This is a genomic window from Tenacibaculum sp. TB-53 (assembly GCF_059716285.2).
Window position 1 is genome coordinate 3,164,781 of record NZ_CM202790.1, and the last position, 22,639, is coordinate 3,187,419.

Below are 22,639 nucleotides of genomic sequence, written 5' to 3' on the forward strand. Positions count from 1 at the left end.
TTTTTTTTATCTATTAATGTATAACCAGCCTACTTTTGGTTTTGATCCATCACCTAAATCGATAACATAGAAATAGGTGCCTGAAGGTAATTTTTCATCAACATTAATTGTTGTTCTTCCATTAGAAGTTCCGTTAAAAACAACGTCTTTATTGTTATAGCCAGAAGCTTTGTATACAGTGTTACCCCATCTGTTAAAAATCTCAACAGTATTATTACTATATTCAGGTCTGTCTATACAAGAGATGAAGAAAATATCATTATCACCATCACTACCAGGAGTCATGATGTTATAGGGAGTACCACATGGTTTTGTGTTAGGGTCCAGATAGTCAGGAATACCATTATCATCGGTATCAAGAGCATCGTTGGTTGTTGGGTCAGAGTCGCCAGGATTTTCATCTGAAGTATTAATACCATCGTTGTCATCATCAATATCTTGAAAATCTGGAACACCATCTCCATCATTATCAGGAATGTCTACAGGGGTACCTCCGTTATCTGTGTCATAAGTATCATCCAAACCATCTCCATCTGAGTCATTTCCAGAAGGAAGGCTATCAGGTATCCCATCACTATTATCATCATTTCCTTCAATAACATCTGGAACTCCATCATTATCACTATCAGTATCAAGACTATCAGGTATCCCGTCTTCATCAGTATCTATGTTGCCATCTCCTTCATCGGCATCTAAAATTCCATCATTGTCATCATCAATATCGGTAATATCAGGAATTTCATCATTATCAGAGTCTAGTAAACTGTATGAATGAGTATCTGTAGCAGAAGCAGTATTTCCAGCAGTATCAGTAGTAGTAACACTTGCTTCTACAGTCGTATCTGTATCAGCTGCTAAGTCTGATCCTGGAATATTGATACTATAGTTTCCACTAGCGTCTACGGTACTGGTGTAGGTATTACCATTGATTATTAAGGTTACAGTATCACCCGTATTAAAGTCACCAGTTACAGTTCCAGTCACAGGGATGTCAGTTCCAGCTTCTACTGCGTCAATGATATTGTCTGGAGTGATGTCATCAATAACAATAGAAAGGGTAGGAGCTGTGGTATCTACATTATACAGGTGAGTATCAGTAGCAGAAGCAGTATTTCCAGCAGTATCAGTAGTAGTAACACTTGCTTCTACAGTCGTATCTGTATCAGCTGCTAAGTCTGATCCTGGTACATTTATACTATAGTTTCCACTGGCGTCTACCGTTCCTGTATAGGTATTCCCATTGATTATTAAGGTTACAGTATCACCCGTATTAAAGTCACCAGTTACAGTTCCAGTCACAGGGATGTCAGTTCCAGCTTCTACTGCGTCAATGATATTGTCTGGAGTGATGTCATCAATAACAATAGAAAGGGTAGGAGCTGTGGTATCTACATTATACAGGTGAGTATCAGTGGCTGAAGTAGTGTTTCCAGCAGTATCAGTAGTAGTAACACTTGCTTCTACAGTCGTATCTGTATCAGCTGCTAAGTCTGATCCTGGTACATTTATACTATAGTTTCCACTGGCGTCTACCGTTCCTGTATAGGTATTCCCATTGATTATTAAGGTTACAGTATCACCCGTATTAAAGTCACCAGTTACAGTTCCAGTCACAGGGATGTCAGTTCCAGCTTCTACTGCGTCAATGATATTGTCTGGAGTGATGTCATCAATAACAATAGAAAGGGTAGGAGCTGTGGTATCTACATTATACAGGTGAGTATCAGTGGCTGAAGTAGTATTTCCAGCAGTATCAGTAGTAGTAACACTTGCTTCTACAGTCGTATCTGTATCAGCTGCTAAGTCTGACCCTGGTACATTGATGCTGTAGTTTCCACTGGCATCTACGGTACCAGTGTAGTTGTTTCCATTGATTACTAAGGTTACCGTGTCGCCGGTATTGAAATCTCCGCCTACTGTTCCGGTGACTGCAATGGTTGTTCCTGCTTCTGTTGCATTGACAATGTTGTCTGCCGTGATGTTGTCTACACTTATGGTAGGAACTGGAGCGGTCGTGTCTACATTATAAACATGATTCGTGTTTGCACTTCCTGCATTCCCCGATCCGTCTGTTGTCGCTACACTTGCTTCTACTGTCGTGTCTGTGTCAGCTGCTAAGTCTGACCCTGGTACATTGATGCTGTAGTTTCCACTGGCATCTACGGTACCGGTATAGTTGTTTCCATTGATTACTAAGGTTACCGTGTCGCCGGTATTGAAATCTCCGCCTACTGTTCCGGTGACTGCAATGGTTGTTCCTGCTTCTGTTGCATTGACAATGTTGTCTGCCGTGATGTTGTCTACACTTATGGTAGGAACTGGAGCGGTCGTGTCTACATTATAAACATGATTCGTGTTTGCACTTCCTGCATTCCCCGATCCGTCTGTTGTCGCTACACTTGCTTCTACTGTCGTGTCTGTGTCAGCTGCTAAGTCTGACCCTGGTACATTGATGCTGTAGTTTCCACTGGCATCTACGGTACCAGTGTAGTTGTTTCCATTGATTACTAAGGTTACCGTGTCGCCGGTATTGAAATCTCCGCCTACTGTTCCGGTGACTGCAATGGTTGTTCCTGCTTCTGTTGCATTGACAATGTTGTCTGCCGTGATGTTGTCTACACTTATGGTAGGAACTGGAGCGGTCGTGTCTACATTATAAACATGATTCGTGTTTGCACTTCCTGCATTCCCCGATCCGTCTGTTGTCGCTACACTTGCTTCTACTGTCGTGTCTGTGTCAGCTGCTAAGTCTGACCCTGGTACATTGATGCTGTAGTTTCCACTGGCATCTACGGTACCGGTATAGTTGTTTCCATTGATTACTAAGGTTACCGTGTCGCCGGTATTGAAATCTCCGCCTACTGTTCCGGTGACTGCAATGGTTGTTCCTGCTTCTGTTGCATTGACAATGTTGTCTGCCGTGATGTTGTCTACACTTATGGTAGGAACTGGAGCGGTCGTGTCTACATTATAAACATGATTCGTGTTTGCACTTCCTGCATTCCCCGATCCGTCTGTTGTCGCTACACTTGCTTCTACAGTCGTATCTGTGTCAGCAGCTAAGTCTGACCCTGGTACATTGATGCTGTAGTTTCCACTGGCATCTACGGTACCGGTATAGTTGTTTCCATTGATTACTAAGGTTACCGTGTCGCCGGTATTGAAATCTCCGCCTACTGTTCCGGTGACTGCAATGGTTGTTCCTGCTTCTGTTGCATTGACAATGTTGTCTGCCGTGATGTTGTCTACACTTATGGTAGGAACTGGAGCGGTCGTGTCTACATTATAAACATGATTCGTGTTGGTGGAACAAGTTGCATATGACAGGAAACTAGCCTCTACTGTCGTGTCTGTGTCAGCGGCTAAGTCTGACCCTGGTACATTGATGCTGTAGTTTCCACTACCATCTACTGTACCTGTATAGGTGTTTCCGTTGACTGTTAAAGTTACCGTATCTCCTGTATTGAAGTCACCGCCTACGGTTCCGGTTACTGGAATAGTGCTTCCTGCTTCTGAGGCATTCACAATGTTGTCTGCCGTAATATCATTTATAGTTAAGTTAACTACTCCTCCTACAGTAATGGTTGCTGTAGCAGAAGTTGCTTCAGTACAGGCACCACTTTGTACGATAGCACGGTATTGCGTGGTGGTGGTAAGGTTGGTTGCTGTTAAGGTCGTGGTGGTATTGGCAATATCGGTATCAGTTGTAAAGTTATCGGTAGAACTTTCCCAACGGATGATATTTCCTGTTTGTCCACTTAGGGTCAGTGTTGTTGAATTGGTTCCGGTACACACATTGGTACTTCCCGTAATGCTTCCTCCCACCGAAGTCGGATCTACAGTAATGGTTGCTGTAGCAGAAGTCGCTTCTGCACAGGCACCACTTTGTACGATTGCACGGTATTGCGTGGTGGTGGTAAGGTTGGTTGCTGTTAAGGTCGTGGTGGTATTGGCAATATCGGTATCAGTGGTAAAGTTATCGGTAGAACTTTCCCAACGGATGATATTTCCTGTCTGTCCACTTAGGGTCAGTGTTGTTGAATTGGTTCCGGTACACACATTGGTACTTCCCGCAATGCTTCCTCCCACCGAAGTCGGATCTACAGTAATGGTTGCTGTAGCAGAAGTTGCTTCTGTACAGGCACCACTTTGTACGATTGCACGGTATTGCGTGGTGGTGGTAAGGTTGGTTGCTGTTAAAGTCGTGGTGGTATTGGCAATATCGGTATCAGTGGTAAAGTTATCGGTAGAACTTTCCCAACGGATGATATTTCCTGTCTGTCCACTTAGGGTCAATGTTGTTGAATTGGTTCCGGTACACACATTGGTACTTCCCGCAATGCTTCCTCCCACCGAAGTCGGATCTACAGTGATGGTTGCTGTAGCAGAAGTTGCTTCTGCACAGGCACCACTTTGTACGATTGCACGGTATTGCGTGGTGGTGGTAAGGTTGGTTGCTGTTAAGGTCGTAGTGGTATTGGCGATATCGGTATCAGTGGTAAAGTTATCGGTAGAACTTTCCCAACGGATGATATTTCCTGTCTGTCCACTTAGGGTCAGTGTTGTTGAATTGGTTCCGGTACACACATTGGTACTTCCCGCAATGCTTCCTCCTACCGAAGTCGGATCTACAGTAATGGTTGCTGTAGCAGAAGTAGCTTCAGTACAGGCACCACTTTGTACGATAGCACGGTATTGCGTGGTGGTGGTAAGGTTGGTTGCTGTTAAGGTCGTGGTGGTATTGGCAATATCGGTATCAGTGGTAAAGTTATCGGTAGAACTTTCCCAACGGATGATATTTCCTGTTTGTCCACTTAGGGTCAATGTTGTTGAATTGGTTCCGGTACACACATTGGTACTTCCCGCAATGCTTCCTCCCACCGAAGTAGGATCTACAGTAATGGTTGCTGTAGCAGAAGTCGCTTCTGCACAGGCACCACTTTGTACGATAGCACGGTATTGCGTGGTGGTGGTAAGGTTGGTTGCTGTTAAGGTCGTAGTGGTATTTGCGATATCGGTATCAGTGGTAAAGTTATCGGTAGAACTTTCCCAACGGATGATATTTCCTGTCTGTCCACTTAGGGTCAATGTTGTTGAATTGGTTCCGGTACACACATTGGTACTTCCCGCAATGCTTCCTCCCACCGAAGTCGGATCTACAGTGATGGTTGCTGTAGCAGAAGTTGCTTCTGCACAGGCACCACTTTGTACGATTGCACGGTATTGCGTGGTGGTGGTAAGGTTGGTTGCTGTTAAGGTCGTAGTGGTATTGGCGATATCGGTATCAGTGGTAAAGTTATCGGTAGAACTTTCCCAACGGATGATATTTCCTGTCTGTCCACTTAGGGTCAGTGTTGTTGAATTGGTTCCGGTACACACATTGGTACTTCCCGCAATGCTTCCTCCTACCGAAGTCGGATCTACAGTAATGGTTGCTGTAGCAGAAGTAGCTTCAGTACAGGCACCACTTTGTACGATAGCACGGTATTGCGTGGTGGTGGTAAGGTTGGTTGCTGTTAAGGTCGTGGTGGTATTGGCAATATCGGTATCAGTGGTAAAGTTATCGGTAGAACTTTCCCAACGGATGATATTTCCTGTTTGTCCACTTAGGGTCAATGTTGTTGAATTGGTTCCGGTACACACATTGGTACTTCCCGCAATGCTTCCTCCCACCGAAGTAGGATCTACAGTAATGGTTGCTGTAGCAGAAGTCGCTTCTGCACAGGCACCACTTTGTACGATAGCACGGTATTGCGTGGTGGTGGTAAGGTTGGTTGCTGTTAAGGTCGTAGTGGTATTTGCGATATCGGTATCAGTGGTAAAGTTATCGGTAGAACTTTCCCAACGGATGATATTTCCTGTCTGTCCACTTAGGGTCAATGTTGTTGAATTGGTTCCGGTACACACATTGGTACTTCCCGCAATGCTTCCTCCCACCGAAGTCGGATCTACAGTAATGGTTGCTGTAGCAGAAGTTGCTTCTGTACAGGCACCACTTTGTACGATTGCACGGTATTGCGTGGTGGTGGTAAGGTTGGTTGCTGTTAAAGTCGTGGTGGTATTTGCGATATCGGTATCAGTGGTAAAGTTATCGGTAGAACTTTCCCAACGGATGATATTTCCTGTCTGTCCACTTAGGGTCAGTGTTGTTGAATTGGTTCCGGTACACACATTGGTACTTCCCGCAATGCTTCCTCCCACCGAAGTCGGATCTACAGTGATGGTTGCTGTAGCAGAAGTTGCTTCTGCACAGGCACCACTTTGTACGATTGCACGGTATTGCGTGGTGGTGGTAAGGTTGGTTGCTGTTAAGGTCGTGGTGGTATTTGCGATATCGGTATCAGTGGTAAAGTTATCGGTAGAACTTTCCCAACGGATGATATTTCCTGTCTGTCCACTTAGGGTCAGTGTTGTTGAATTGGTTCCGGTACACACATTGGTACTTCCCGCAATGCTTCCTCCTACCGAAGTAGGATCTACAGTAATGGTTGCTGTAGCAGAAGTAGCTTCAGTACAGGCACCACTTTGTACGATAGCACGGTATTGCGTGGTGGTGGTAAGGTTGGTTGCTGTTAAAGTCGTGGTGGTATTGGCAATATCGGTATCAGTGGTAAAGTTATCGGTAGAACTTTCCCAACGGATGATATTTCCTGTCTGTCCACTTAGGGTCAGTGTTGTTGAATTGGTTCCGGTACACACATTGGTACTTCCCGCAATGCTTCCTCCCACCGAAGTCGGATCTACAGTAATGGTTGCTGTAGCAGAAGTTGCTTCTGTACAGGCACCACTTTGTACGATTGCACGGTATTGCGTGGTGGTGGTAAGGTTGGTTGCTGTTAAAGTCGTGGTGGTATTGGCAATATCGGTATCAGTGGTAAAGTTATCGGTAGAACTTTCCCAACGGATGATATTTCCTGTCTGTCCACTTAGGGTCAATGTTGTTGAATTGGTTCCGGTACACACATTGGTACTTCCCGCAATGCTTCCTCCCACCGAAGTCGGATCTACAGTAATGGTTGCTGTAGCAGAAGTTGCTTCTGCACAGGCACCACTTTGTACGATTGCACGGTATTGCGTGGTGGTGGTAAGGTTGGTTGCTGTTAAGGTCGTGGTGGTATTGGCAATATCGGTATCAGTGGTAAAGTTATCGGTAGAACTTTCCCAACGGATGATATTTCCTGTTTGTCCACTTAGGGTCAGTGTTGTTGAATTGGTTCCGGTACACACATTGGTACTTCCCGCAATGCTTCCTCCCACCGAAGTAGGATCTACAGTAATGGTTGCTGTAGCAGAAGTTGCTTCAGTACAGGCACCACTTTGTACGATTGCACGGTATTGCGTGGTGGTGGTAAGGTTGGTTGCAGTTAAGGTCGTGGTGGTATTGGCAATATCGGTATCAGTGGTAAAGTTATCGGTAGAACTTTCCCAACGGATGATATTTCCTGTTTGTCCACTTAGGGTCAATGTTGTTGAATTGGTTCCGGTACACACATTGGTACTTCCCGCAATGCTTCCTCCCACCGAAGTAGGATCTACAGTAATGGTTGCTGTAGCAGAAGTTGCTTCAGTACAGGCACCACTTTGTACGATTGCACGGTATTGCGTGGTGGTGGTAAGGTTGGTTGCAGTTAAGGTCGTAGTGGTATTGGCAATATCGGTATCAGTGGTAAAGTTATCGGTAGAACTTTCCCAACGGATGATATTTCCTGTTTGTCCACTTAGGGTCAGTGTTGTTGAATTGGTTCCGGTACACACATTGGTACTTCCCGCAATGCTTCCTCCCACCGAAGTCGGATCTACAGTAATGGTTGCTGTAGCAGAAGTTGCTTCAGTACAGGCACCACTTTGTACGATTGCACGGTATTGCGTGGTGGTGGTAAGGTTGGTTGCTGTTAAGGTCGTAGTGGTATTGGCAATATCGGTATCAGTGGTAAAGTTATCGGTAGAACTTTCCCAACGGATGATATTTCCTGTTTGTCCACTTAGGGTCAGTGTTGTTGAATTGGTTCCGGTACACACATTGGTACTTCCCGCAATGCTTCCTCCCACCGAAGTCGGATCTACAGTAATGGTTGCTGTAGCAGAAGTTGCTTCAGTACAGGCACCACTTTGTACGATTGCACGGTATTGCGTGGTGGTGGTAAGGTTGGTTGCTGTTAAGGTCGTGGTGGTATTGGCAATATCGGTATCAGTGGTAAAGTTATCGGTAGAACTTTCCCAACGGATGATATTTCCTGTTTGTCCACTTAGGGTCAGTGTTGTTGAATTGGTTCCGGTACACACATTGGTACTTCCCGCAATGCTTCCTCCCACCGAAGTCGGATCTACAGTAATGGTTGCTGTAGCAGAAGTTGCTTCAGCACACGCCCCACTTTGTACGATAGCACGGTATTGCGTGGTGGTGGTAAGGTTGGTTGCTGTTAAGGTCGTGGTGGTATTGGCAATATCGGTATCAGTGGTAAAGTTATCGGTAGAACTTTCCCAACGGATGATATTTCCTGTCTGTCCACTTAGGGTCAATGTTGTTGAATTGGTTCCGGTACACACATTGGTACTTCCCGCAATGCTTCCTCCCACCGAAGTCGGATCTACAGTAATGGTTGCTGTAGCAGAAGTTGCTTCAGCACACGCCCCACTTTGTACGATAGCACGGTATTGCGTGGTGGTGGTAAGGTTGGTTGCTGTTAAAGTCGTGGTGGTATTGGTAATATCGGTATCAGTGGTAAAGTTATCGGTAGAACTTTCCCAACGGATGATATTTCCTGTTTGTCCACTTAGGGTCAGTGTTGTTGAATTGGTTCCGGTACACACATTGGTACTTCCCGCAATGCTTCCTCCCACCGAAGTAGGATCTACAGTAATGGTTGCTGTAGCAGAAGTTGCTTCAGTACAGGCACCACTTTGTACGATTGCACGGTATTGCGTGGTGGTGGTAAGGTTGGTTGCTGTTAAGGTCGTGGTGGTATTGGCAATATCGGTATCAGTGGTAAAGTTATCGGTAGAACTTTCCCAACGGATGATATTTCCTGTTTGTCCACTTAGGGTCAGTGTTGTTGAATTGGTTCCGGTACACACATTGGTACTTCCCGCAATGCTTCCTCCCACCGAAGTCGGATCTACAGTAATGGTTGCTGTAGCAGAAGTTGCTTCTGCACAGGCACCACTTTGTACGATTGCACGGTATTGCGTGGTGGTGGTAAGGTTGGTTGCTGTTAAGGTCGTGGTGGTATTGGCAATATCGGTATCAGTGGTAAAGTTATCGGTAGAACTTTCCCAACGGATGATATTTCCTGTTTGTCCACTTAGGGTCAGTGTTGTTGAATTGGTTCCGGTACACACATTGGTACTTCCCGCAATGCTTCCTCCCACCGAAGTCGGATCTACAGTAATGGTTGCTGTAGCAGAAGTTGCTTCAGTACAGGCACCACTTTGTACGATTGCACGGTATTGCGTGGTGGTGGTAAGGTTGGTTGCAGTTAAGGTCGTAGTGGTATTGGCAATATCGGTATCAGTGGTAAAGTTATCGGTAGAACTTTCCCAACGGATGATATTTCCTGTTTGTCCACTTAGGGTCAGTGTTGTTGAATTGGTTCCGGTACACACATTGGTACTTCCCGCAATGCTTCCTCCCACCGAAGTAGGGATAATTGTAAGGGATGCTTCATCTGAAGCTAAAGTCTGACAGGTGTTAAGTGTACTTGTTACTATCAACCTATATTTATTATTGGAAGCTGTTATTGGTGGATTGGTTAAGGTTAATGCAGGGGTAGTTGCATTGCTATATATTCCTCCATTAGATATACTATTCCAAGCTCCGACACCTCCTACTTGCTCTAGCCATTGATATACCAATCCAGTTGTAGTACTTGTACTACCACTGTAATCCGGATTTGTTCCTGGGGCGGTTCCTGTATAAGTAGTTGTACTTAAAGAGCTTGCTGCGGCTGTAAAAGTAACATTGCTCCCTAAACATATAGTACTATCACTTGGTTGTGTGTCCATTTGTATTTGAGTAGCAACAATTTCATTACCTGTGGTCTCTTGTCCTTGATCACCTCCTATATCTGATGCTCCAGAAGCATTTACAAGGTTAGGAACTCCATTGCTATCGATACTTCCTTGAGCTGCTATATCTATTCTTCCATTTCCGTCTAACTGACCAGAAGAAACATTTTCACTTGCTTCTACTGCATCAAAGCACCCATCATTATCACTATCTAAATCTAAATGATTCGGAATTCCATCATTGTCGGAATCTAAAAAACCGCCACATATTAGAGCTAAGTTGATAGGAGATTTTGTATTTCCAGATTTTAGATCAAGTTTTAGCGATGTTGTGGTTGTTTTAATTTCCCAAGCTTCAGATGCTGAAATAGCACCTAAGGCATCAAAGTTCAAAATGCCACCAGAGTTAGAATTAATCATTAAATCACCATTTGGGTCGGCTACAGTAAATTCTCCTGTTGAAGTTAATTCCCAAGTATCCCCTGTATCAAAATTTCCAGTTATACCAATTTCATGTTTTAGAGAAACTGTTACTGGGGATGAAAAAGTAAAAGTTGCTGTTCCTCCTTGAGTGATTAAGATATCTCCATTAGCATTACCTTCGTCTACTGTACCTGTTGTAGTAATTGTTACATCTATTATTTTTTCTGTATCTTGATCAAAATAACTTCCAGAGGTTAAGGTAGTTCCAATTCCTGTTAAATCTAATGGGGTTCCTGCGCAAGCTAATGATTCTTCTGTGTCTAATATTCCATCATTATCATCATCTAAATCTAGCCTATCGGCTATTCCATCACCATCAGGGTCTGTCCCTGATCCATTAATAGTAATTACTAAATTAGCTGTATCTGAAGACACTCCGTCGGAAATTTCATAAAAAAATGTATCTGTTAATGTTTGACCTACGAGTAAGCCTGCTACTGCTGGGTTTGATGTATCAACAATATATTCATAACTTCCATCTGGATTCATTATTATTGACCCGTAAGTTCCAGGGTATAAAATATTTAAATTTCCGGCATTTAGGTTACCTAATGTAGTACCAAGTCTTATGGTGGTAACAGAGCCAGAACCTTGCCAGTAAATATCTGAAACACCAGCAATTTGTCCAAGAGGGTCAGGATCTGTAACATTAGGTCCATAATTATAGCTTAATCTTAATTGATTAATTGGCTGTTCAAAAAAAACATTGATATTTCCTGTAGCATCACTAGGTATTGCGCTACCTATTCCATAAAAAGTATTACTTCCTGAGTTAATTACTCCACCTGTTGTAACAAATTTATAAGTTGAATTTATACCATCTAAATTACCTTCAATTTTTATTTGATCTTGCCAAGAACTTCCTTGTGAAAAATCAATATCTGTTAGTAAGAAACCTAAATTAAAAACAGGTTGATCAAAATCTATAACTAAAACAGTGTCATCAGTTGGGTTAGTTGTTCCGTCTATATTATATATTAAATAACCTGTATGACCTCCGTTGGTAGTATAATCTACTGTTTGGTTAAAGGATGTACCAAATCCTCCAGGGTCTAAAGTAGTAAAAGAAAGCCCCACGCCACCAATAGTTTTTGTTTTTCCATTTACTGTTTCTCCATTTGTAAAATTGCTTTCCCAAACTAAAGTAGATAAGCCTCGATCTACGGTATCAGAGCCCCCAGTTCCAGGATCGGTTATTACATTACCTGTGGCACTTGCATCGATAAAAGCAGTTAAAGAATCTGTGTTATCTATTGCGTCAGGGGCTTCATCTACTCCGTTAATTGTTATGGTTAATATACCATAATCTTTTATACCAATGGCATCAGCTACAGTATAAGAAATAATATCATCTAAACTCTCTCCGTTTCTTAAACCTGTAACAGAAGCATTTGTTTCATCTACATCATAAGTATAAGTACCATTTGCTTGTATTGTAATGTCTCCATATAAAGTAGTATAAGTGTTGTTAACAGCTGAAGGATAGACATCTACTTCTGTTACCGATATGGCGGTAGAGCCAGAATCATTAGTAAGAACATTACCTGTAATAGTTCCAGTAGAATTAGCAAGAATACTATCAGCTTCATCTACAACTGTTGGGGGAGTAGTGTAGATTCTTATAATGGTTTGTGCTGTGGTAGAATCTCCATTTGTATCAAAAATGGTAACATCCATTGTGCGTACCCCATCTGTATATGGGCTTTGCAAGTCTCCATAAAACAAGGTGGATAAAAACGTTTCAAACTCAGAATTAGAGATAGGATTTCCAGAGGTTTCTACAATATTAAATGTTGTGTTTGTTAGTTGTGTAATTTGTATTGTTGAACTCCCTATAGTATAGGTAAATGGACCAGATACCGGTAATTGTAACCATAATAAATCAAAACCACCGCCATTATTAATAGCTAACAATTCACCAAAAGGAGTATCAACAATTCCAGAAAAACTTATTGTTGCACTTAAAACACCTGTATCTGTTGTTACTTTTGGATCTACAGTTACAGGGAAAATGTTTGATGTTGTTGGCTGTAGTTGGAAATCATAATTATTTCCTGGTGTTATAGAGTTTAAATCTAAAGTTGGTGTAGCCATCATCATCATACTAAAAGTAGATGAAAAGGATCTTTGATTTAAATTACTATTAGTTATTTTTTTTGTTAAAAAAGAACTACTTATAGGGTTAGCTAGATTGTTTGATGAGGATAATTTTGTGTCTTGAGGTGGTTTATAGGATAAGGTTTTGTTGAGATTACTTCTTTTTAATTCTTCTTTTATGATTACTTGCGAACTAAGGCTAATAGTAAATGTTAAGAAAATTATATATAATATGCTTTTATATACACTATAGTGAGGGTGTTTATTTTTCATATAAAGCTTTTTTTGTTTAAAGTGGAGGGTTATGCAGGATTGTAATTACATGTTACTTAATATATGAATTAAATAACATAGTAAACTTTATTAACTATATTGATAATGTAATCTATGTGTAAATAGAATATAAAAACTAACTAAATAGTTAGTTGTTTTTTATACTTAGTTAATTGTGGCTCATAATTATGTGAAAATTGTATGAGGATATTTAGAATCAATCTCACAAACTTCATTGAAAGAATTGAGAAGATTTAGTAAATATGTTTTTTTCTTTTTTGAAAGCCTAATAGTTTTCTCTTTTCTAAAGGTAGGTAGTTGAATTTTCCAAAGAAGAAGAATTATAGGATTTAAGATAAATCTTATAATGCTAAAAATTTGATAATAAATGTGTTTCATGTTGGGAGACTTGATTTTGTTTATATATTATGATACTGTTATGTCATCTTTTATTTTATTTAATAGACAATTAAGAGAATAGAAATTTTTTAAAATACCAGTATAAATATATAAAAAATAATTTAACATTTTTTTATGTTTAAATATTTTTTGCATAGAATAGTGGTTTGTTAATTAAAGGAGTGGGAAAGGTGAGGATAGACTTTTAATTATTTTTTTCATTATTATGAAATAAGAGATGTTCTTAAATCGTAAAACTATTTTTAAGAAAATTGTTGTAGGAGTCATATTATAATAATGTTAACGCGCAAAATAAATGAGGCTCGGTAAAATTAAAAAGAAGATAAGAATTAGTTATGTATCTAAATATTTTAGTTTAAGCTATTCTATTCAGTTGGTCATTTTTTTTAGAATTGGGAGGTACTTATTGGATAGTATTTTGAGTTTTTACCCATGACTTAGCTTTTTAGTGATTGAAGGCTATTCCTATATTTTTTGTAGGAACAACACTAAGGATAGTTACCAATCAATTATCTCCAAAAACGAATTTAACACTAACAAGAGTTAGTTGTATGGGAAGCTTAACTGATTGTTTTTAGTTGTAAAAAATACTTTTCATAAGCTCGCAAATGGAGAAAAAAATAAAAGTATTAGATTAGATTTCTAGAGCTTTGTGTTAATCATAATAATTTAAATATCTTTAGCAGAAAAAGATACTTTTATTTTGATAACTACACTACTTATAATTTTATATGTAGCTATTATTGCTACAGTTGCTGTTATTATTATTAATACTTCAACACCACCAAAAGCAATAGCTTATCTATTTTTGCTGATTCTGTTTCCTGTAGGAGGTATTATTATTTATTTGATGGTTGGAATAAACCATAGAACGTATAAGTTATATAATAAAAAGTTAGAAGTAGACAAAAACATTTTCTTCGACCTTAAAGAGAAGCTAAAAAAGTATAATGAAAAAATACTATCAACGTCTAAAAGCCATTTAGGACATTTTTATAATCTGACGAAGTTTATACATAAAGAAAATATTTTAACTAGTAATAACAAAGTTAATTTACTAATAAACGGGGAACGTAAGTTTCCAGAAGTTATAAAAGTATTAAAAGCAGCAAAAAATCATATACATATAGAATATTATATTTTTCAAAATGATACTATTGGTAAGCAAATAGGAGATGTTTTAAAAGAAAAGGCTAAAGAAGGAGTTAAAGTACGTTTTATTTATGATGATTTTGGAAGTAAAGATATTCGTAAATCGTTTGTGAAGTCTTTAATTGATAGTGGGGTGGAGGCGTACCCTTTTTATAAAATTAAATGGTTATTGTTAGCTAATAGAATTAATTATAGAAATCATAGAAAAATAATTGTAGTTGATGGAAAAGTTGGTTTTGTAGGAGGTGTTAATGTTTCTGAAAGGTATGTTAATCCTAATAAATTTAATTGTTATTGGAGAGATACACATATTAAAATAGAAGGACTCGCTGTTTTAAACTTACAACGAGTTTTTTTAGCGGATTGGAATTTTTGTGCTAATCAAAATGTTATTATAGAGGAAGAGCTTTTTCCAGCGGGAGATCAAGTAAAAACAAATGAACATAAGCAATTAGTTCAAGTAATTTCTAGTGGACCAGATTCTGATCATCCAGACATTATGTATGCTCTTATTCAAGCAATTTTATTGTCAAAAAAAGAAATCTTAATCACAACCCCTTATTTTGTCCCGAGAACTTCTTTTTTAGATGCTCTTAAAATAGCTAGTTTGAGTGGGGTTACAATAAAACTATTGGTACCAAGTATTTCAGATTCGAAATTAGTTAATGCAGTGTCAAATTCTTTCTATAAAGAAGTGTTAGAAATAGGAGTGGAGGTGTATAGATATAAAAAAGGATTTGTGCACGCGAAAACAATTGTATTTGATGAGTTAGTTTCTTCTGTAGGAACAGCAAATTTAGATGAACGTAGTTTTGATTTAAATTTTGAAATTAACGCATTAGTTTATGATAAAGATTTTGCAAGTCAGTTGAAAAATGCTTTTATGGAAGATTTAAAAAACAGTGAGAAAATAGACTTACATCAATGGAATAGTAGACCTGTTTTAATACGTTTTACAGAGAGATTAGCTAGATTGTTAGCTCCTATTTTGTAGTTAAGTTACAAAAAGAGTAACGATAAAACTTCTTAAGAAAAAGAAGTTTTATCGTTATTTATTCTTCAAAAAGAGCTTTTTTGAGTTATTCTTTAATTATAAACATGGATCTACGATTCAGTTGATGTTCGTCTTCACTACACGTAGTTTGGTTATTACATTTGTTAATAAGTTTTGATTCTCCATATCCTTTTGCACTTAGCCTTGTTATATCAATTCCTTTTTTAAGAAACCAATCTAATGTAGCTTGTGCTCTATTTTCAGATAATCTTGAATTGTAAGAATCATTACCTCTAGAGTCTGTATGTGATTCTATATGAATTTTTAAAGTAGGATATTCTTTTAATGCGGCCAAAATTTTAGCCAGTTCAATTTCTGCATCAGGGCGAATATTAGATTTGTCGTAATCAAAATAAATAGGTTGTAACGTTAACTTACACCCTAAATCATTTGGAGGGCAAGGGTCAGAAAGCTCTAAAGCTAAAGGCATGTTTAGCTTAATAGGCATTTTAATAGTTTTTGGGTTGCTAGGGGTTTCTATAACTTTTTCTTTCGGAAAATATTCCTTTTTCTTTGCCCTTAGGGTATATTGTTCTTGGCAATCCAATAAGAAAGAAAAAGTAGCATCATTACCTACAGTCATTGTTTTTACTTCCTTGTTGTTACTATCTATTAAAGTAACTTCTGTATTTGGAATTAGTTCACCAGTTTTTTTATCAATCACAGGTCCTTGAATGGTGATTTCACAACGTTCCCAAATTTGATAAATATCGTCACTTTTACTACCTTCTTTACCATCACGATTAGATGTAAAGTAACCTATTCTATCTTCTTTTATAATGAAGCCAAAATCGTCTTTTGAGCTATTTATAGGTTCTCCAAAAGTAGATATTTCACCATGAGAATCTTTTGTTAGTTTTGTAACAAAAATATCTAAACCTCCCATACCTGATGAATGCCCATCACTAGAAAAATACAAATCGTTATCGTCACTTACAAAAGGGAAAGTTTCCCTTTCAACAGTGTTAATCTTGTTACCAAGGTTTATAGGATTTGTATAAATGTCTTCTCCTAAAATTTTGACATACCAAATATCGGACATTCCTAAGCTACCAGGCATATCTGATGAAAAGTAGAGTTTGTCTTCTTCAGGGTTAAGGGCTGGATGTCCAACAGAGTAATTATCGTTGTTAAAAGGAAGTTCTTGTATATTTCCCCAAGTATTACCTTTTTTAGTGGCTTTATATATTTTGAGTCTAACAACATGATTTTTATCTTTTTTCTTTTTACCATTTAAATAATTATTCCTAGTAAAATACATAGTGTTTCCATCTTTTGTAAAAATAGCGGTAGATTCATGGTAAGGTGAGTTAATACTTCTGTTAAAAGCTTTTACTTTACCAAAGTTCATATCCTTATCTAAAGGAACTTGATATAAGTTAAGAAAAGGTTGCTTATCCCATCCAGCAAGCTCAGTAGGATGTTCTTTTGATAAAGTTGGATTTTTTCTGCTTGAAGCAAAAACAATATTATTGCCATAAAAGGCTGGACCAAAATCTGAATACTCTGTATTAACAGGAATTTTCTCTATTTCAAAAAGTTTATCCTGAACCCCTTTTTTAAATAAAGTGTCAGCAACATTTCTATAGGATTCTAAAGGGATGGCTTTACCTCCTTTTAATCTGTAAATTTCCATGAGCTTTTCAGCCTCTTCAGGTTGATTAATGCTTTTTAAGCATTGAGCTGCTCTAAAATAATCAACTGTAAGGGCTTCATTTGGAAATCGGTCTATTAAATTGTAATACCATTTTGCAGCACTTGAATAATTACTATTAAAATAGTACGTATTTCCCAGTTTTCTATAAATTTCAGCTGATCCATAGTCTTCTTCAACGACCTTTAAATAGATTTTTTGTGCATCTATAAAATCATACGTATTGTATTTGATGTTTGCCTTTTCAACTAGTGCAATTTGAGTAAAAGCGTTTGTATTTGTTAAGGCAGTTAAAAAATAGAATATTAAATAATGCTTTTTCATGATATTAAGAGTTTAAAAGAATCTTGGTGTTAGTATGCGTTCAGGGTTATTAAAGATGTCAAATCTTAAAAAGAATTCATAAGAACCATTACTATGGTCTTCGATATCTGTAGTTTGAAAATCATATCCCATTCCTAAGAATAACTGATTAGTTATTTGAAACCCTGCCATGGCGCTAATTGCAGCATCCCATCGATAAGAGGCTCCAAGGGTAAATTTATTGTTGAACAGAAAATTTGCAGATAAATCGGCTTGCAGAGGAGATCCATTAACCCACTTAAACATAGTTGCAGGCTTGAGTTTTAGGTTTTCACTAATATCAAAAACATAACCCGCTATAAAGAAGTAATGTAAACGTTCTATGGCTATGGCATCTTCATTGTTGTTATTGACGCTATCTGAATTATAATGTTTTGAATTGAAAAAATTAGGTACTGATAATCCAAGATAGAGTCTGTCGTTATTATAGTAAATACCTGCACCTATTTGAGGTTGTACTTTTTTGTCAATGTTTTCTGCAAATTGCCAATCGTTTTCATCATATATGTTTAGTTTGGAGTAATCTACGTCTAGTATACTCAGTCCTCCTTTAATACCAAACGATATTCTTGAACGACCTGATAAAAGTAATGAGTATGCATAATCTATTGTAATACCTGTTTCGTTAGAAGGACCTATTTTATCATTAATAATAGAAAGTCCTATAGCGTTTCGTTTTAAGGTACCCAAAGGCATATTAAAAGTAAAAGTTCCGGTATTTGGAGCTCCATCAAATCCAGCCCATTGTGTTCTGTATAGTAACCCTAAACCAAGAGCATTTTTTGAACCAATATAACCCGGGTTTACAACTTGGGTGTTATACATGTATTGTGTATACTGTGGGTCTTGTTGAGAAAAACACACATTTACACTAATAATTATTAATAGTAATATAGAATAATGTTTCATTAGGTTTAGTGGTTTTTAGTTTCTTTTTAGATATAAATATCCTTTATCAGTCATGGCTTCTTGATCGGAGTTCCATCGTGTTAGTATGTAGAAATAGGTACCTGTGGGTAGTTTTTGATCTTTACTAACTGTTGTACGTCCTTCAGAGATTCCTCTAAATAAATTTCCGTTAATTCCATAAGCATCAGTTTGATAAACTAAAACACCCCATCTATTAAAAACTTTTAAATTATTGTTAGGATAATTTTCAATACCATTAATGCGGAAGAAATCATTAGCCCCGTCTTCATCTGGAGAAACAGCATTAAAAATTTCAAAAGGAATTTCTTCGACGGGTAGGTCTGTTATTGTAGGATCATCTGGATCACCATCATTATCAATATCAATATCGTCTAAGTTGTTTGGATCGTCAGAAGTATCAGTTACAGAACCTCCTGAAGAGTCTTCAGCTGTAACCAATGCTTGATTGGTAACAGACTCGTTTGTTAAGTCTTGTTCAGTTATAACATAAATAGCAGTAAAGGTTGTACTATCAACTTCGCCAGGTAATAGTTGAGGAATGGTGCTACCGTTAATTGTAATTCCAGGTAAGTTATCTTGTAAAGTAATATTATATAAAACTGAATCTCCAGTATTGTATATGATAAAACTATATGTTATGGTTTCTCCAACATTAGCATATCCATTTCCATTAGCATCATTAAAGGTGCTTACTTTTTCAAGAGAAATACTGTTATTAGGTTGACACAATGTAGTTTGGGTTTGATCGTCTTCAAGAATACTATTGTCATCAGATAAATCACTTACATTGTTACCACTAATACTTGTACCTGTAACAGTTGCTTGATTACTAACAGAACCATTATCAATATCAGATTGTGTAATAGTGTAACTAGCAGAATAACTCCATGTTTCATTTATATCAAGTTGGTTGTTGCTATTGATATCACCTGAGGCAAGAGTAATTGTCCCGCCTAACATTGGGTCAGTTAGGATCACATTTGTAATAGTAGTGTTTCCTGTGTTTGTAAGAGTGAAATTATAAGTTATAGTTTCTCCTACATCGCTACAACCATCATTGTCCTCATCATTGAAAGTAGCAGTTTTAATTAAGGCAATTCCATCAGACTGACATAGATTGGTTTGTGTTTGATTATCTTCAAGAGTACTATTATCATCAGACAAATCACTTGCATTGTTACCACTAATACTCGTACCCGTAACAGTTGCTTGATTGGTTACTGAACCATTATCAATATTTGCTTGAGTAATTGTGTAATTGGCAGTATAACTCCAAGATTCATTAATATCAAGTTCATTATCGTTATCAGTATCCCCTGAAGCAAGGATAATTGTACCACCCAACATTGAGTCAGTAAGAACTACATTGGTAATGGTAGTATTTCCTGTGTTTGTAAGGATAAAACTATAGGTAATGGTTTCTCCGACATCGCTACATCCATCTGTGTTTTCATCATTGAAAGTAGCCGTTTTAATAAGAGCAATACCATCTGATTGACACAGTGTAGTTTGTGTTTGGTCATCTTCAAGTATACTATCATTATCAGATAAGTCGCTTACATTGTTGCCGCTAATACTTGTACCCGTAACTGTTGCTTGATTGGTCACTGAACCATTATCAATATTTGCTTGAGTAATTGTGTAATTGGCAGTATAACTCCAAGTTTCATTAATGTCAAGTTGGTTGTCACTATCGGTATCGCCTGAGGCAAGGGTAATTGTACCACCAAGCATTGGATCAGTAAGAACTACATTGGTAATAGTGGTATTACCAGTGTTTGTAAGCGTAAAATTGTAGGTTATCGTTTCTCCTACATCGCTACAACCATCAGTGTCTTCATCATTGAAAGTAGCCGTTTTTATAAGTGCAATACTATCGGATTGACACACTGTAGTTTGTGTTGGGTCGTCTTCAAGCACACTATCATTATCAGATAAGTCTGTAACAACGACAGCTTGCGATGACTCTCCGCTTGCGGTAGCTTGATTCGTAATTGACCCATTATCAATATTGGTTTGAGTTATGGCATAATCAGCTGTATAAATCCATATTTCACCTACATCAAGTGTGTTGTTTGTGTTCAGGTCTCCTGAATTTAGTGTAACAGGTCCGCCTAATAAAGGATCATTTACAGTTACATTAATTAAACCAGTATTACCTTGATTTGTAACCGTCATTGTGTAGGTTATTGTTTCTCCGACATTGCTACAACCATCTGAGTTTTCATCATTAAAAGTGGCTGTTTTAACAATAGCAATGTCTGGTGCTTGACATAAATCAATCGTAGTGATATCATCTTCCAGGATACTATTGTCATCAGATTGATCACTAACTGTACCTCCAGAAACAGTACTAGCTTGCACTGTAGCTTGATTTTGTACAAAAGTGTTTGTAATATCTAGCGGAGTAACAATATAAGAACCTGTATATATCCAAATTTCATCAACATCTAACTCATTGTCAGAGTCAGTATCTCCTGAGCTGTAAGAAACTGTAAGTAAAGGGTCGGTTACAACTATTGAGTTTAGTGTTGTGTTTCCTGTATTTATAACAGAAAGGGTAAAAGTTATTGTTTCTCCGTTATCGCTACAACCGTCACCATTTTCATCATTAATGGTTCCTTGCTTAATAAGTGCAATACCTTCATTTTGACATAAATTGGTTACTGTAGGGTCGTCTTCTAGAGTACTGTTGTCATCAGACAAGTCACTCACGTTAGTTCCTCCTGTACTTACTCCTGTTACAGTAGCTTGACCAGTAACAGAGCCATTGTCAATATCGTTTTGAGTGATAATATAGTCTAATGAGTATATCCATGTTTCATCAACATCTAGTTCGTTATCGCCATCAGTATCACCAGACTCTAATGTTAAAGGAGATGGAGAAATAGGGTCGGTTAATTCAACGTTTGTAATACTTACATTACCAGTATTGGTTACGGTATACGTATATGTAATTGTTTCACCTGGATTTGCGCATCCGTCACTGTCTGTGTCATTAAAAATACCTTGTTTTAATAAAGCAATGCCTGCTTGTTGGCAAAAGGTTGAGTTAGTAGCATCTATATATCCACCGTAAACTTCAATTGAATTTACAGCGGCAACTAATGAGTTTACTGTTAATTGAATTTCGTCAAAACTAGTGCTAGTATCAAAAGCTACAACGTAAAAGCTATCTGTACTAGTAGGAGTAATATTAACTAGCCCTAGTGCTTCAAGAGCTAACAAATTATTTGCTGTTTGTTGTTCTTGTTGAACACCGTCAAGATAAGTTGTAATTGTGAGTGTGTTCAATAAATCTGCCTGAAGTAAGTCGTTTGTATCTCTAATTATAAAACCTGCTTGTGTACCAGCAGGGTAATCAACAAGTACATCTTGAACTGAAATAGAAGCATTTCCTGCTACACCAGCTACAATGTTTATAAGAGCATAATCAGAATTGTCTTCAGATATAACATTTACAGCATTATCAACTTCACAAGCGATACAAGCAACACCGTCGGTTCCTGTATTTTCGTTGTTAATAATAACCGAACTACTAGGATTTGATATTACGTAAGGTTCATCACAGTTAATCGTTCCTGGACAGAAAGATTGAAGTACCATTCCATAAACTCTGGTACTACCTAGGTTTAAAGAAAGAGTTTGTGTCATAGAAAGTTGTACTTCATCAAAAGGAGCGGTAGTAATAAACCCTAATCGTACAGATTCACTTCCCGTTAATAATAAACCAGAATAAATTGGGAGCAATTCGGTTGTGCCTGTTTTAGATTCAACAAGTGTTCCATCTAAATAGGTTGAAATGGTTATAGCATCAAACAATTGAGTGTTTAAAAGTGTAGTATTTTCAATGTCAAAACCAGCAAAAGTATTTGCGGTGTAATCGGTAATTTCATTTTTATAGGCTATAGTAGCTGTACCTGCAACACCTGCTAATAAATCTATAGAAGCATAGTTTGAAGTATCAGAATCAATAGCATTATTTGTGTTGTTAACACTTCCTAGTGTTAAAAGCCCTCCAGTTCCTGTGTGTTCTTCTACAGCTCTTACAGGAAAGTTTGGTTTAGTAAGTTGGGTAGCGGTATTACAAGCTAACTCAGGTCCTTCACAAAATCTATTAGTTACGGCAGCATAAACATTAGTTGTTGAAGCAACTCCTGCTAAACTTGAAATAGAGATTTCAACAGCATCATAATTCATAGAGGTGT

At 38.1% G+C, this 22,639-nt stretch carries 5 protein-coding genes; 1 reads left to right on the top strand and 4 read right to left on the bottom strand.

Annotated features, from left to right (window positions below; all coding sequences use genetic code 11):
• Positions 1-6: 6 nt before the first annotated feature.
• Positions 7-12,858, bottom strand: a complete 12,852-nt coding sequence (locus AC3VJB_RS14495; RefSeq protein WP_497667286.1) for a DUF8696 domain-containing protein — start codon at positions 12,856-12,858, stop codon at positions 7-9.
• 1,123 nt (positions 12,859-13,981) lie between these two features.
• Here AC3VJB_RS14495 and cls point away from each other — a divergent pair.
• Positions 13,982-15,424: a cardiolipin synthase gene (gene cls, locus AC3VJB_RS14500; protein WP_253055375.1), complete on the top strand. Its 1,443-nt coding sequence runs from the start codon at positions 13,982-13,984 to the stop codon at positions 15,422-15,424.
• Positions 15,425-15,509: 85 nt separating this feature from the next.
• Here cls and AC3VJB_RS14505 read toward each other — a convergent pair whose 3' ends face one another.
• The 3 genes from AC3VJB_RS14505 to AC3VJB_RS14515 are packed head-to-tail and all read right to left on the bottom strand — an operon-like array spanning position 15,510 to position 22,631.
• Entirely contained in the window at positions 15,510-17,462 is a 1,953-nt protein-coding gene (locus tag AC3VJB_RS14505; RefSeq protein ID WP_047790751.1) for an OmpA family protein, read from the bottom strand.
• Between the two features lie 12 nt (positions 17,463-17,474).
• A complete protein-coding gene (locus AC3VJB_RS14510) occupies positions 17,475-18,410 on the bottom strand; it encodes a PorP/SprF family type IX secretion system membrane protein (RefSeq protein ID WP_047790750.1) in 936 nt (311 codons plus the stop codon).
• A 15-nt stretch (positions 18,411-18,425) separates the two neighbouring features.
• Positions 18,426-22,631, bottom strand: a complete 4,206-nt coding sequence (locus AC3VJB_RS14515) for a CLIPPER-2 domain-containing protein (RefSeq protein WP_497667287.1) — start codon at positions 22,629-22,631, stop codon at positions 18,426-18,428.
• Positions 22,632-22,639: the final 8 nt, after the last annotated feature.